This is a genomic window from Butyrivibrio sp. LC3010 (assembly GCF_000424385.1).
In the GTDB taxonomy this organism is placed as follows: Bacteria; Bacillota; Clostridia; order Lachnospirales; family Lachnospiraceae; genus Butyrivibrio.
In genome coordinates, this window is the sequence record NZ_AUJU01000025.1 from 80,058 (window position 1) to 93,450 (window position 13,393).

17 protein-coding genes are annotated in these 13,393 nt (G+C 38.2%); 15 read left to right on the forward strand and 2 right to left on the reverse strand.

Annotated features, from left to right (window positions below):
- Nucleotides 1-12 precede the first annotated feature (12 nt).
- The 15 genes from rplO (at nt 13) to truA (ending at nt 11,239) form a co-directional block, all read left to right on the forward strand.
- Nucleotides 13-453 carry a 50S ribosomal protein L15 gene (gene rplO / locus G622_RS0115520; RefSeq protein ID WP_026511461.1) on the forward strand — a complete coding sequence of 147 codons (441 nt, stop codon included), beginning with the start codon at nt 13-15 and terminating at the stop codon, nt 451-453.
- Nucleotides 453-1,769, forward strand: coding sequence for a preprotein translocase subunit SecY (gene secY, locus G622_RS0115525; protein WP_026511462.1), 1,317 nt, complete (start codon nt 453-455; stop codon nt 1,767-1,769). Before rplO ends, secY begins: the two co-directional genes overlap by 1 nt.
- A 143-nt stretch (nt 1,770-1,912) precedes the next feature.
- Nucleotides 1,913-2,554: an adenylate kinase gene (locus tag G622_RS0115530; protein ID WP_026511463.1), complete on the forward strand. Its 642-nt coding sequence runs from the start codon at nt 1,913-1,915 to the stop codon at nt 2,552-2,554.
- An 18-nt stretch (nt 2,555-2,572) separates the two neighbouring features.
- Entirely contained in the window at nt 2,573-3,334 is a 762-nt protein-coding gene (map, locus tag G622_RS0115535; protein ID WP_026511464.1) for a type I methionyl aminopeptidase, read from the forward strand.
- A gap of 32 nt (nt 3,335-3,366) precedes the next feature.
- Nucleotides 3,367-3,585: a translation initiation factor IF-1 gene (gene infA, locus G622_RS0115540; RefSeq protein ID WP_026511465.1), complete on the forward strand. Its 219-nt coding sequence runs from the start codon at nt 3,367-3,369 to the stop codon at nt 3,583-3,585.
- A gap of 178 nt (nt 3,586-3,763) precedes the next feature.
- Nucleotides 3,764-3,877, forward strand: a complete 114-nt coding sequence (gene rpmJ / locus G622_RS25420; protein WP_022754357.1) for a 50S ribosomal protein L36 — start codon at nt 3,764-3,766, stop codon at nt 3,875-3,877.
- Nucleotides 3,878-4,071: 194 nt separating this feature from the next.
- Nucleotides 4,072-4,440 (forward strand): 30S ribosomal protein S13, encoded by a 369-nt coding sequence (rpsM, locus tag G622_RS0115545; protein ID WP_022761315.1) that lies wholly within the window; start codon nt 4,072-4,074, stop codon nt 4,438-4,440.
- Between the two features lie 61 nt (nt 4,441-4,501).
- The gene (gene rpsK / locus G622_RS0115550; protein ID WP_026511466.1) at nt 4,502-4,900 is read left to right on the forward strand and encodes a 30S ribosomal protein S11; all 399 of its coding nucleotides are present in this window, start codon (nt 4,502-4,504) and stop codon (nt 4,898-4,900) included.
- A 152-nt stretch (nt 4,901-5,052) separates the two neighbouring features.
- Nucleotides 5,053-5,646: a 30S ribosomal protein S4 gene (rpsD, locus tag G622_RS0115555; RefSeq protein ID WP_026511467.1), complete on the forward strand. Its 594-nt coding sequence runs from the start codon at nt 5,053-5,055 to the stop codon at nt 5,644-5,646.
- Between the two features lie 110 nt (nt 5,647-5,756).
- Complete coding sequence (locus G622_RS0115560) at nt 5,757-6,719, forward strand: DNA-directed RNA polymerase subunit alpha (RefSeq protein WP_026511468.1); 963 nt, start codon at nt 5,757-5,759, stop codon at nt 6,717-6,719.
- Between the two features lie 154 nt (nt 6,720-6,873).
- Complete coding sequence (locus G622_RS0115565) at nt 6,874-7,410, forward strand: bL17 family ribosomal protein (RefSeq protein ID WP_026511469.1); 537 nt, start codon at nt 6,874-6,876, stop codon at nt 7,408-7,410.
- A gap of 371 nt (nt 7,411-7,781) precedes the next feature.
- Nucleotides 7,782-8,645 (forward strand): energy-coupling factor transporter ATPase, encoded by an 864-nt coding sequence (locus tag G622_RS0115575; protein WP_044914685.1) that lies wholly within the window; start codon nt 7,782-7,784, stop codon nt 8,643-8,645.
- A 23-nt stretch (nt 8,646-8,668) separates the two neighbouring features.
- Nucleotides 8,669-9,517, forward strand: coding sequence for an energy-coupling factor transporter ATPase (locus G622_RS0115580; RefSeq protein ID WP_026511471.1), 849 nt, complete (start codon nt 8,669-8,671; stop codon nt 9,515-9,517).
- A 40-nt stretch (nt 9,518-9,557) separates the two neighbouring features.
- Nucleotides 9,558-10,358, forward strand: a complete 801-nt coding sequence (locus G622_RS0115585; protein WP_026511472.1) for an energy-coupling factor transporter transmembrane component T family protein — start codon at nt 9,558-9,560, stop codon at nt 10,356-10,358.
- Nucleotides 10,359-10,489: 131 nt separating this feature from the next.
- Complete coding sequence (gene truA / locus G622_RS0115590) at nt 10,490-11,239, forward strand: tRNA pseudouridine(38-40) synthase TruA (protein WP_026511473.1); 750 nt, start codon at nt 10,490-10,492, stop codon at nt 11,237-11,239.
- Nucleotides 11,240-12,037: 798 nt separating this feature from the next.
- Here truA and G622_RS25890 read toward each other — a convergent pair.
- Together G622_RS25890 and G622_RS0115600 are read right to left on the reverse strand one after the other, a co-directional pair.
- Nucleotides 12,038-12,211 carry a hypothetical protein gene (locus G622_RS25890; protein ID WP_155831520.1) on the reverse strand — a complete coding sequence of 58 codons (174 nt, stop codon included), beginning with the start codon at nt 12,209-12,211 and terminating at the stop codon, nt 12,038-12,040.
- Between the two features lie 208 nt (nt 12,212-12,419).
- Nucleotides 12,420-13,393: tyrosine-type recombinase/integrase (locus G622_RS0115600; RefSeq protein ID WP_026511475.1), on the reverse strand; the 974-nt coding region annotated here is incomplete at its 5' end.

Below are 13,393 nucleotides of genomic sequence, written 5' to 3' on the forward strand. Positions count from 1 at the left end.
AGGAGGAAAGTCATGGAATTATCTAATTTGAGACCTGCTGAGGGTTCTGTTCAGAATGACAATTTCAGAAGAGGCCGCGGTCATGGCTCAGGAAATGGCAAGACTGCAGGTAAGGGACATAAAGGACAGAAGGCTCGTTCAGGTGCTCCTAGACCCGGATTTGAAGGCGGACAGATGCCTCTTTTCCGTCGTCTTCCTAAAAGGGGATTTAAGAACATTAATTCTAAGAAGATCGTAGCAATAAATGTAAGTTCACTTGAGTGCTTTGAAAATGATAGTGTTGTAGATGTACAGGCACTTAAGGATAAAGGCATCATCAAGCATGAGTATGATGGCGTAAAGATACTTGGAAACGGTGAATTTACCAAAAAGCTTACGGTTAAGGTAAATGCATATAGTGCATCTGCTAAGGAGAAAATCGAAGCTCTTGGGGGAACGGCAGAGGTGATTTGATGTTCACAACCATTAAGAATGCATTCAAAATCAAAGATATAAGATTAAAATTACTGTTCACATTTGCTATGCTTTTAGTGATCAGACTTGGTTCAGCAATACCTGTACCTGGAATGAACGTAACAGTATTCCAGCAATGGTTTGCAGAGTTATCAGAAAATAATGCCTTTGGTTTTATGGATCGATTTACAGGTGGATCTTTTGAGAATATGTCAATTTTGGCACTCAATATAACACCTTATATCACATCTTCCATTATTATACAGCTTCTCACGATTGCTATTCCTAAGTTCGAGGAATGGCAGCGTGATGGAGAAGATGGAAGAAAGAAGCTTGCAGCTCTTACAAGATATATTACTGTTGCACTGGCTCTTATCGAGTCTGTTGCAATGGCAATAGGTTTCTACAGAAGTAATTTCCTTATAGAGAAGTCTCCTCTGTATGTAATTGAGATTGTTGCAGCTCTTACCGCCGGCAGTGCATTCCTTATGTGGATCGGAGAGCGTATTACAGATAATGGAGTAGGAAATGGTATTTCTATCGTTCTTACAATAAACATTATCTCAAGAATGCCTTCCGATTTAAGTAGCCTGTTTACACAGTTCGTTACAGGCAAAAATATTGCCAGGGGGGTAGTATCGGTAATAATTATTGTAGCAGTTATTGTTGCAATGGTAGTTATGGTTGTTCTTCTGAACGGCGCAGAACGTAGAATACCGGTACAGTATGCAAAAAAGATTCAGGGGAGAAAAACATATGGTGGAAACCATTCAGAGATTCCGCTTAAGGTTAACACCGCAGGTGTTATGCCTATAATCTTTGCGATGTCTCTTTTCCAGTTCCCGATTATAATTAGTCAGCTTGTTGGCTATAAGGGAACAGGAGCTTGGAGCGAGATTCTTAAATACCTGAATCAAAGCTATTGGTGTGATACTTCCAATTTGAAGTATTCAATTGGACTTGTTGTATATGTATTATTGCTTATTTTCTTTGCATATTTCTATACATCTATCACATTTAATCCGTTAGAAATTGCGGATAATATGAAGAAACAAGGTGGATTTATTCCAGGTATTCGTCCCGGAAAGCCCACCAGTGATTATTTAACAAACATTCTGAATTACATCATCTTTATTGGAGCTATTGGTTTAACAATAATCGGTGTACTTCCAATATTCTTTAATGGTGTATTTGGAGCAAACGTATCATTCGGTGGTACGAGCCTTATCATTGTTGTAAGTGTTATTCTTGAAACGGTGAAACAGATTGAATCACAGATGTTGGTACGTAATTATAAAGGTTTTTTAGATGATTAAAGCATAAGAGGTTTAGGAGTATATCTATAGGTATACTCCCTAACCTCTTCTTGTGCATATTGAAATATTTTTCTATAGAATTAAAAATTGATTTTATAAAAAATGTAATTTGACTTAGTTAATATAAAGGAGAGTTTCTGGGTATGAAAATAATTATGTTAGGAGCACCTGGTGCAGGTAAAGGTACACAGGCAAAGATGATAGCTGATAAGTATAAGGTTCCTCATATTTCTACAGGTGATATTTTTAGAGCAAATATTAAGAATGGAACTGAGCTCGGTAAAAAGGCTAAAGAGTATATGGATCAGGGACAGCTTGTTCCGGATGAACTTACTGTTGAGATACTTTTAGATAGAGTAGCACAGGAAGATTGCAAGAACGGATATGTTCTTGATGGATTTCCGCGTACAATTCCTCAGGCTGATGTTCTTGATAAGGAACTTACAAAGCTTGGCGATAAGGTTGATTATGCTATAAATGTTGATGTACCGGATGAAAATATTATCCGAAGAATGTCAGGAAGAAGAGCATGCTTAAAATGTGGTGCTACATATCATATTGAACATATTCCTCCGAAGACAGAAGGTATTTGTGATACATGTGGTAGTGAATTGGTACAGAGAGATGATGATAAGCCTGAGACAGTTAAGAATCGTCTTAATGTTTACCATGAGCAGACACAGCCTCTTATTGATTACTATACTAAGAAAAATATACTTAAGACTGTTGATGGTACAAAGGATATGCAGGAAGTCTTCAATGAGATCACAGGTATTCTCGGTTAACCAATGAGGTAATGAGTAATGCCGGTTACAATTAAGTCAGAAGAAGAATTGAACCTCATGAGAAAGGCAGGCGAATTGCTTGCACAGGTTCATGAAGAAATGCATGATGTGATCAGGCCGGGGATTTCCACGCTGGAAATTGATCGAATTGGAGAAGAAGCCATCAGGAAACGAGGCGGAATTCCAAACTGTAAGGATTATGAGGGTTACCCTGCTTCAGTATGTATTTCTGTGAATGACGAAGTTGTTCACGGGATACCAAAAGAAGATACTATTTTGAAAGAAGGAGATATTGTCTCTTTAGATACGGGGCTTATATATAAGGGATATCATTCCGATGCTGCGCGTACGTGGGGAGTTGGCAATATATCCGAACAGGCACAAAAGCTCATAGATGTTACCGAAAAAAGTTTCTTCGAAGGCATAAAATATGCTAAAGCAGGTAACAGACTTTATGATATTTCCAAGGCGATAGATGCCTTTATAAAGCCCTATGGCTATGGGATAGTCAGAGAATTGACAGGACATGGAATAGGGACGGAGTTACATGAAGAACCTTACATTCCGAATTACAGACAGTTTTTAAAAAGAGGAATAAAGCTTGAAGCCGGAATGACTCTGTGTGTTGAACCAATGATAACTATGGGAAAGCGTAAAATTGCATTCCTGGATGATGAGTGGACAGTTGTTACACTTGATGGATCATTGGCAGCTCATTATGAGAACACAATAGCGATAACTCCCTCGGGAGAACCCGAGATACTGACAATCATTAAATGAACCATAAGAATTAAAGAAATGAGGTTAAATAAATGTCTAAAGCAGATGTAATTGAAATTGAAGGAAAAGTAATAGAGAAGCTTCCAAATACAATGTTCAGAGTAGAGCTTGAAAATGGTCATGTAGTTCTTGCTCACATTAGTGGTAAGCTTAGACAGAATTTTATTCGTATTCTTCCCGGTGATAAGGTTACTCTTGAGTTATCACCTTATGATTTATCAAAAGGAAGAATTATTTGGAGAGATAAGTAATTGTTTGATTCTCTTCATGATGGTGTACTACTTGGTTCTGGCAAAATAAATGAAATAAAAAATCATTTATATTTATAGTTGTAATATTTCAATATATATGTTATTATTGAATGCGGTCGTTTTTAAAGGGGTATAAGTATGCCCTTTTGTACGCATGTATACCAGAAAGGAGTTACAAATGAAAGTTAGGTCTTCTGTTAAGCCTATGTGCGAAAAGTGCAAGGTTATTAAGAGAAAAGGCGTTATTCGTGTAATTTGCGAAAACCCTAAGCACAAACAGAGACAGGGCTGATTCGAGTCATTTTGACATTACTTTTTGATACCAATGAGTATTGGAAAGATCGGATTTAGTACTGTCCGATTGGGCTGATGATTGCCCCAATCAAACAAGTAACCATAAAGGAAATTCATATTTCCTGAAAACAACATTGTTTTGCTTGATTATATGCGAAACATCAATTTTTATTTAATGGAGGAATTTTAAAAATGGCTCGTATTGCAGGTGTAGACTTACCTAGAGATAAGCGAGTTGAGATTGGTCTCACATATATCTATGGTATTGGTAGAACAAGCTCAAACAAAATACTTGCTGCTGCAAATGTAAATCCCGACACACGTGTTCGTGATCTTACAGATGATGAAGTAAAGAAAATTGCTGAGATAATCGGTAATGATTATGATGTAGAAGGTGATCTTAGAAGAGAAATCGCTATGAATATCAAGCGTCTTTCAGAGATTGGATGCTACAGAGGAATTCGTCACAGAAGAGGACTTCCTGTTCGTGGTCAAAGAACAAAGACTAATGCAAGAACAAGAAAAGGTCCTAAGAGAACAATCGCTAATAAGAAGAAGTAATTCTCTTATTAAATACAGTAACTTAAGAATTATTCATAGGAAGAAAGTAGGTTAGTTTAAAATGGCAAATCAGAAATCTAGTGCTTCTAAAGCAAAGAAGCGTGTCAAGAAAAACGTTGAACACGGACAGGCACACATTCAGTCATCTTTCAATAACACAATCGTTACATTGACAGATGCTGCAGGTAATGCTCTTAGCTGGGCAAGTGCAGGCGGTCTTGGTTTTAAAGGTTCAAGGAAATCTACTCCTTATGCTGCACAGATGGCTGCAGAGACAGCAACAAAGGCTGCACTTATTCATGGCCTTAAGACTGTTGATGTCTTTGTAAAGGGACCGGGTTCAGGAAGAGAAGCTGCTATCAGAGCTCTTGCTGCAAGTGGTCTTACTGTTACCAGTATTACGGATGTAACACCTGTACCTCATAACGGATGCCGCCCGCCCAAGCGCCGCAGAGTATAATCCTATTTTGCTTTTTCATCAGAGCCTGCGTTTTACGTTTGGCTCTGTTGGAATATATAGATACTATTAATTTTTAACTCGTTGGAAGAAGGTGCGGTTTATCGTGCTGTAAACAACAGTCAGGATTTTCCTGAACAAGAAAGGAGCCAATAATGGCAGTAAACAGAGTTCCAGTACTTAAAAGATGCAGATCACTTGATTTGGATCCCACATTCCTTGGATATGACAAGAAGTCCAAGAGAACAAACAGCAGAGCAAACAAGAAGATGAGCGAGTATGGACTTCAGCTCCGTGAGAAGCAGAAGGCTAAGTTCATCTATGGCGTACTTGAGAAGCCTTTCCGTAACTACTACGACAAGGCAGATCGTCAGAAGGGTCAGACTGGTGAAAACCTTATGGTTCTTCTTGAGCGCAGACTTGATAACGTAGTTTTCCGTATGGGCTTTGCAAGAACAAGAAGAGAAGCTAGACAGATTGTTCTTCACAAGTTCATAACAATAAATGGTAAGGTTGTAAATATTCCTTCATATCTCATCAAAGCTGGTGATGTAATCGAAGTTAAGGAAGCAGCTAGAAATATCCAGAGATTTAAGGATATTGCTGAGATTACTTCAGGCAGAATCGTTCCTGAGTGGCTTGATGTAAATAAGGAAAACCTTAGCGGAACAGTTAAAGAATTCCCTTCAAGAGATGTAATCGACGTTCCTGTTGATGAAATGTTGATCGTCGAGTTGTATTCTAAGTAATTTGAAATAATTCAGAACCAAAATGAAGTATTTCAAAAATGCATTAGTCTCAAACATGCAGACGAATGTATTTTAGTAATTACAATAATAACTATAAGGAGGGTATGTCAGTGTTTGATTTTGAAAGACCAAATATTGAAGTTGCTGAAATTTCAGAAGACAAGAAGTACGGCAGATTCGTTGTAGAGCCTCTCGAGAGAGGTTATGGTATTACCCTGGGTAACTCACTTAGAAGGATTATGCTATCTTCTTTGCCTGGAGCAGCAGTAAGTCAGGTCAAAATCGAAGGTGTACTGCATGAGTTCAGTTCTATTCCCGGCGTAAAGGAAGATGTAACTGAGATCATAATGAATATCAAGAATCTTGCAATTCGCAATAATTCTGAAACGAACGAGCCTAAGACAGCATACATCGAGTTTACAGGTGAAGGTGTTGTTACAGCTGCTGATATTCAGGTTGATCAGGATATCGAAATAACAAATCCCGATCAGGTTATTGCAACACTGTCCGGTAAAGATGCAAAGCTCTACATGGAGCTTACAATTACTAAGGGCAGAGGATATGTAAGCTCTGATAAGAACAAGCTTGCAGATCTTCCTATCGGTGTGATTGCAGTTGATTCTATCTATACACCTGTAGAACGTGTAAATGTCAGTGTTGAAAATACACGTGTAGGTCAGGTTACTGACTATGATAAGCTGACACTTGATGTTCATACAAACGGAACACTTGCTCCCGATGAGGCTGTTAGCCTTGCAGCTAAGGTTCTTAGTGAGCATCTGAGCCTCTTCATTGATCTATCTGAGAATGCCAAGACTGCAGAAGTTATGGTTGAGAAGGCAGATGATGATAAGGTTAAGGTTCTGGAGATGAGCATTGATGAACTTGAACTTAGTGTTCGTTCATTCAACTGTCTCAAGAGAGCTGGAATCAATACCGTTGAGGAACTTACAAATAAGACTCCTGACGATATGATGAAAGTACGTAATCTTGGACGTAAGTCACTTGAAGAAGTACTTGCAAAGCTTGATGAACTTGGACTTGCACTTAGAACAGGTGAAGACCAGAACTAAAGTTACAATATGTATTCGTCGGTGGTAATTCCAACGTGTTCACAGACGGATTCTCATAGGTTAATACACAACATATCAGAAGTAAATCCAAAGAGTATTTTGATATGCACCAGTGCAGAGGGAACTCTGCAATTGAGAAAGGAAGTAAATTATTATGGCAATGTACAGAAAATTAGGCAAAGCAACAAAGCCTAGAAGAGCGTTACTTAGAAACCAGGCAACAATGCTTCTCTACAATGGTAAGATTGTTACTACTGAGGCTAGAGCTAAGGAAGTAAAGAAGATCGTTGAGCCCATTATCGCACTTGCAGCTAAGGAAAAGGATAATTACGAGACTGTAACAGTTGATGCGAAGGTTGCTCGTAAAGACAAGGATGGCAAGCGCGTTAAGGAAGTTAAGGATGGTAAGAAGGTAACAGTTTATGATACTGTTCAGAAAGAGATCAAGAAGGATAAGCCTTCACGTATGCACGCTAGAAGACAGATTCTCAAGACTCTTTATCCTGTAACAGAGGTTCCGAAGGAAGCAGCTGGCAGAAAGAAGAACACAAAGCAGATCGACCTTGTTGATAAGCTTTTCACAGAGTATGGTCCTAAGTATGCTAACCGTAACGGTGGTTACACAAGAATCGTTAAGATTGGTCAGCGTAAGGGCGATGCAGCTATGATGGTTGTTCTTGAGCTTGTTTAATTAAAGCCAATATATTATTAAAGAGCGGTCAATTGACCGCTCTTTTTGCATATTTTTGTAATGATTTCACATGAAATAAACACTTTGGATTGCAATCGTTCAGAATGCAAATCAGTCTGAAGAATTATTATTATCTTCACCATAAGCTATTTCAGGATGCTTATTGGCATATTCAGTAAGTGTTTCACTGCCACTAAGAGTTCTGGCTAAAATGGAACATATGATTATTGTAGCTAATAGAATTATTATCGGTTTAATATATTTTTCAAACATGTAGTTATCATAGCATATATTTGCTTGTTTTTCATAAATTCATATAATAAAATAGTTAAGATGTACTTAAAATACCTATTTTACGATAACGAGGGACTATGCGTTCAGATAAAATGCTCCAAGCGGAGAAACTGACATTTGAATATATTAGAAGAGATGAAGAAGGAAATGTTGAAGGAATAAAGACTGCTGTTAATGATGTGAGTCTTGAAGTCAAACATGGAGAATTTATCTCTATTCTTGGTCATAATGGTTCGGGAAAATCTACATTAGCCAAGCATTTTAATGCATTATTGTTTCCAACAGAAGGAACAGTGTGGGTAGACGGAATGAATACAGTTGAGAGTTCTAATATCTGGAATATCCGACAAGAAGCAGGGATGGTATTTCAGAATCCTGATAATCAGATAATAGGACAGATAGTAGAGGAAGATGTTGGATTTGGACCGGAAAACATGGGAGTTCCTACAGAAGAAATATGGGAAAGGGTCGAAGAGAGTCTTAAAACCGTAGGAATGTATGAATTCAGAAAAAACTCTCCAAATCATCTTTCAGGTGGACAGAAACAAAGGGTATCTATCGCAGGCGTTATAGCGATGCATCCCAAATGCATAATATTTGATGAACCTACAGCAATGTTGGATCCTAATGGTAGGAAGGATGTAATACGTGCTGCAAGAGCACTTAATGAAGTGGAAAATATTACTATCATACTTATTACTCATTATATGGAGGAAGTAATATATTCTGACCGAGTATTCGTAATGGATAAAGGTCATATTACTATGCAGGGAACACCGAGGGAGATTTTTTCTCAGGTTGATAAGCTCAAAGAGCTAAGGTTGGGAGTTCCGCAGGTTACATTACTTGCTCATGAATTACAAAAGAGAGGATTACCATTACCGGATGGTATCCTTGATAGGAAAGAACTAATAGAAGCTATAAAAGCATTACGTTATTGATAATGCTTTTTGATGGGAGTAGCATGGCAATAATACTTGATCATGTAAATTACATATATAATCCGGATACAGCAATGTCCAGAGCAGCACTAAAGGATGTATGTTTACAAATTCCGGATGGAGAATTTATTGGCCTGATAGGGCATACAGGCTCAGGAAAATCAACTTTAGTACAACATCTTAACGGACTTATGAAGCCAACATCCGGTTCAGTATATTTTGGTGGAAAAGATATCAATGATCCTGAATATGATAGAAAAAGCTTACGTGCAAAAGTTGGTTTAGTGTTTCAATATCCTGAGCATCAACTGTTTGAAGTGAACTGTTTTCAGGATGTATGCTTTGGACCGAAGAATTTAGGGCTGCCTCAGAAGGAAGTTGAGTTAAGAGCTTACGATGCACTAAAAAAGGTTGGATTTCCAGATGAGTCTTTCTATCAGTCACCTTTTGATCTATCCGGAGGACAAAAGCGCAGAGTCGCTATAGCCGGTGTTTTGGCTATGAAACCGGAGGTGTTGATTCTTGACGAACCTACTGCCGGTCTTGATCCTAAAGGAAGAGACGAAATATTGGATTTGATTTCATTACTTCATCAAAACATGGGGATAACTGTCATATTAGTTTCCCATAGTATGGAGGATGTGGCTAATTATGTTGACAGAATCATAGTAATGAATAGAGGAGAGGCAATGTACGACGGCTCTCCGAAAGAAGTATTTTCACATTACAAAGAACTGGAAGCGATTGGACTTGCAGCACCGCAGGTTACATACGTTATGGAGGAATTGAAAAAAGAGGGATTCCCGGTTAACACTGATGCTACGACTATTGAAGAAGCAGCGGATGAAATTATGAGAGTGCTGAGAAGATAAATTCGATTTTACTAAATATAAAAATTAGGAACATATTATAATGCTTAGAGATATAACCTTGGGACAATATTATCAAACGGAGTCAGTACTGCATAAACTGGATCCGAGAGTAAAAATAACAGCTACACTTGTTTATATTGTATCCTTGTTTGTAGTGGATAATTTCATAGGTTATGCAATAGCTGCGGCTTTTTTGATAATGGCAGTGATGCTATCCAACGTGCCTGTTAAATTTATTTTTAAAGGCATGAAGGCCATATTTTTTCTGTTACTGATAACTATGACCTTCAATTTATTATTAACACCGGGTGAGCCGATTGTTAAGTTCTGGATATTATCAATAACAAAAGAAGGTATAAAGATTGCTGCAATGATGGGCATAAGGCTTGTGTTTTTGATTACAGGATCATCAATAATGACCCTTACAACAACGCCCAATCAGCTTACAGACGGATTAGAAAAGCTTATGAATCCGTTAAAAGTATTTCATGTACCTGTTCATGAAATATCAATGATGATGTCGATAGCACTCAGGTTTATTCCGATTCTTATGGAAGAAACCGATAAAATAATGAAGGCTCAGATGGCAAGAGGAGCTGATTTTGAGAGTGGTTCTGTAATTCAGAGGGCAAAAAGTCTGATTCCGTTACTTGTTCCGCTTTTTATATCTGCGTTCAGAAGAGCGAGTGATCTGGCTATGGCTATGGAAGCCAGATGTTATCGTGGTGGCGAGGGCAGAACAAAGATGAAGCCGCTTATCTATCATAGGAACGATTTCATAGCATATGCGATTATTGTGGCATATCTGATAATAATGATTGTGATAGGTATACTGTTTTAATGTCTGTTGTATCATCAGGATTTTCAGATGATTCACAGATAAATCGTTAGCAGACAATTTAGCAGGTTAAGAGCTGGAATTGGTATTATGCATGCTTAGATGAATGAATATCTGATCATAAGGGAGCATTTTTGAAAAATATAATGATTACTGTTGCTTATGATGGCGCGAACTATCATGGATTTGCGTTTCAGGAAAATGTAGCAACAATAGAAGGAACAATTAAAAATGCCATAGACAATCTTACGGGAGAAGACAGTGAGATAATTGGAGCCAGCAGAACAGATGCGGGAGTCCATGCTTATGGGAATATCGTAGTATTTAAAACAGAATCGTCAATACCGGCAGTCAGTTTTGCTGCTGCATTAAACAGTAAACTACCTGACGATATAAGGATTATGAAGTCCGAAGAAGTACCATTGGATTTTCATCCCAGAAAATGCGTATCCGAAAAGACCTATGAGTACAGGATTTTAAACACTAAGACACTTATACCTACGAAAAGACTGTATACCTGCCACTGTAGCTATGACCTTGATGAAAAGCTTATGCATGAGGCAGCACAGTTTTTGGTAGGAGAGCATGATTTTTCAAGCTTTTGCAGTGCGGGATCCCAGGCACTTAGTCATGTCAGAAAAATTATATCTTGTGATGTATCAAGGCATGGGGATGAAGTAGTAATAAGAATAATCGGCAATGGCTTTTTATACAATATGGTTCGGATAATTGCCGGGACACTAATGGATATAGGTCGTGGAAAAGGGGTTCCATCAGATATAAAAGATATAATTGATGCAAGGGACAGGGCAGCAGCAGGACCTACAGCACCTCCGCAAGGACTTTTTCTTATAAAATACAATTTCCTGCAGGTCTGGTCATAAGTGGGGTACCGTTTGAGGTGGATTCCTTATGACTCTTTTGAACGAAGGATTCTTGTGGGTGATTTCCGTTTTACCCACAATAAGTCATCATTAGTTAATATCAATGCAATTCACCGGGGGAAGTGAGATGCACTCAAATAAGATAACCACATTTATATATGGCAGGCTCGATGATTTGAGAATTAGATTAGAATGCTAAAAGTTAAGAAAATATTGACTTTGGAAAGTAAAATTTGCTAAGGTGACTTGTAATAGTTAATTCCACTTTGTAAGAGTAAATTCCACCTTGTAGGAGTAAATTCCACGGGGTGGAGTTTTCTTTTTACAAAAATGATGGATTTTATCCACATTTACGGCTATAATAGCACAAAAGTCGGAAAAATGCGTATGACAATCAGAAGTCGAGTTCACGTAGTCCTGTTAAGAGTTAGTGAATTCCACCCCTAAGAGAAGTAGGTATGAAAGTCATCCAACCACGCAGAACTCCGGCTTTTTTATTATGAAATGGAAGTTTCTGCTCCGCAGAAACCTCGGAATTTAATAGTTAATGGTCAAAATACAGGCTGAGACATGATTAACGTCCTCCGGAGGCTCAGGGCTCCGCCCTAAGAACCTGCAAGGGACTAGTCCCTTGACCCTTTAACTGGGCTCTGCCCAGACCCGTCCTCGCCGGAAGCAGGACAGCAAGCATGCTTGCTGTCTGTTAGTTCAGGATAATCCGTGTCACTGCGTCAAGGGCTGCCCGGGCGCACGCGCCCAGCGTACTGTCCCTTGACTCCGTTCCCGCTCCATTATGAATTATTCTTTTTTTGCCATTTTCAGCAGTGAAGGTTTTAGAATAATGTCATTAGGCTTTATGATTTCAAATCTAAAAAGCTTTAATACCTTCTTGCCATAGATGAATGAGAGCATTGCATAGGGTGGTTTGTTTCCCAGCTCGGGACGGCTATAGGAGTTGATGTGATTCATCATCAGGTCAATCTGTTCCTGAGTATACTTCCCAATGTCTTTTCCTTTTGGAATGACTCTTCTTATAAATTCATGGTTGTTCTCACAAGCTCCTTTTTTATGTAAATCTTTACATAAAAAAGGTTATGACAAGTTATTTTTTATGTAAAGAAACCCATTAAAGTCAGCCTATTTTCAAGCATTACTAATGGATTTCTTTACATAATGATTCTTAAAGTTTAGATTTGCACAGATCCTTAAGCCAACTCTTAAGTGATATATTATTATCCCACTGTGGCTCTTCCTTTGGAACGATTTCTTTGCTGGCTGCTTCAATGGCTTCACGCTTGAGTTTGGCATCAGCTCTTGCATATCGTTCAGTTGTTCTAACGCTTACATGTCCGAGTAAGTCTCTGATGTAAATTAAATCAACACCCGAAGCAACTAACCCCATAGCTATTGAATGCCTGAGCTTGTGAGGGCTCATATCTACTGGTATTAGGTTAGGGTCTATTTTTCTGGCTGCATCAGAGTACTTTGTTACTATGTAACATATCCCTTGTCTAGTGAATTGGTTTTTCATGTGGTTAATAAAAAGCCAGTCATCCATATGTGAAGGGACATCGTAATGCATTTCTTTAATGTACTGTTTGATTATCGGAATTATAAGGCTGCTTAATGGAACAAATCGGCTCTTTTGTCCTTTCCCGTGTACGAGTACTGTATATGGAGATGTAAGCGATATGTCTTTTACTCTTATGTTTATAAGTTCACTTACCCTCATCCCTGTTGTATAGAGCATCATCAGAATTATGTAATCCCTTAATCCGTTTGTGTTATGTAGTGGGATTTGCTCCATTAAGAGTTTTACGCCATCCTCTTTGAGATAAGATATCTCTTTCTGCGGAACCTTCTTTATTGGAATTCCAAGTATCCTTTGATATTCCGGCATATATTCCGGCTTTACATATGAGAGATACCGGATAAAACTATTTATTGCAGATTGTTTTTGATTTCGTGATGAAATGCTATTATGCTGGTGCTCTTGTAACCATTCAAGAAATCTAATGATATTTTCATATGTCAAATCGGATAACGTTACTTTATCAGCGTCAATGGATTCCTCTTCTGAATAGTATTGCAAAAGATTAATGAATGCATATCTATATGAATCAATTGTTTTAGCGCTACAGCCACGATCATTTA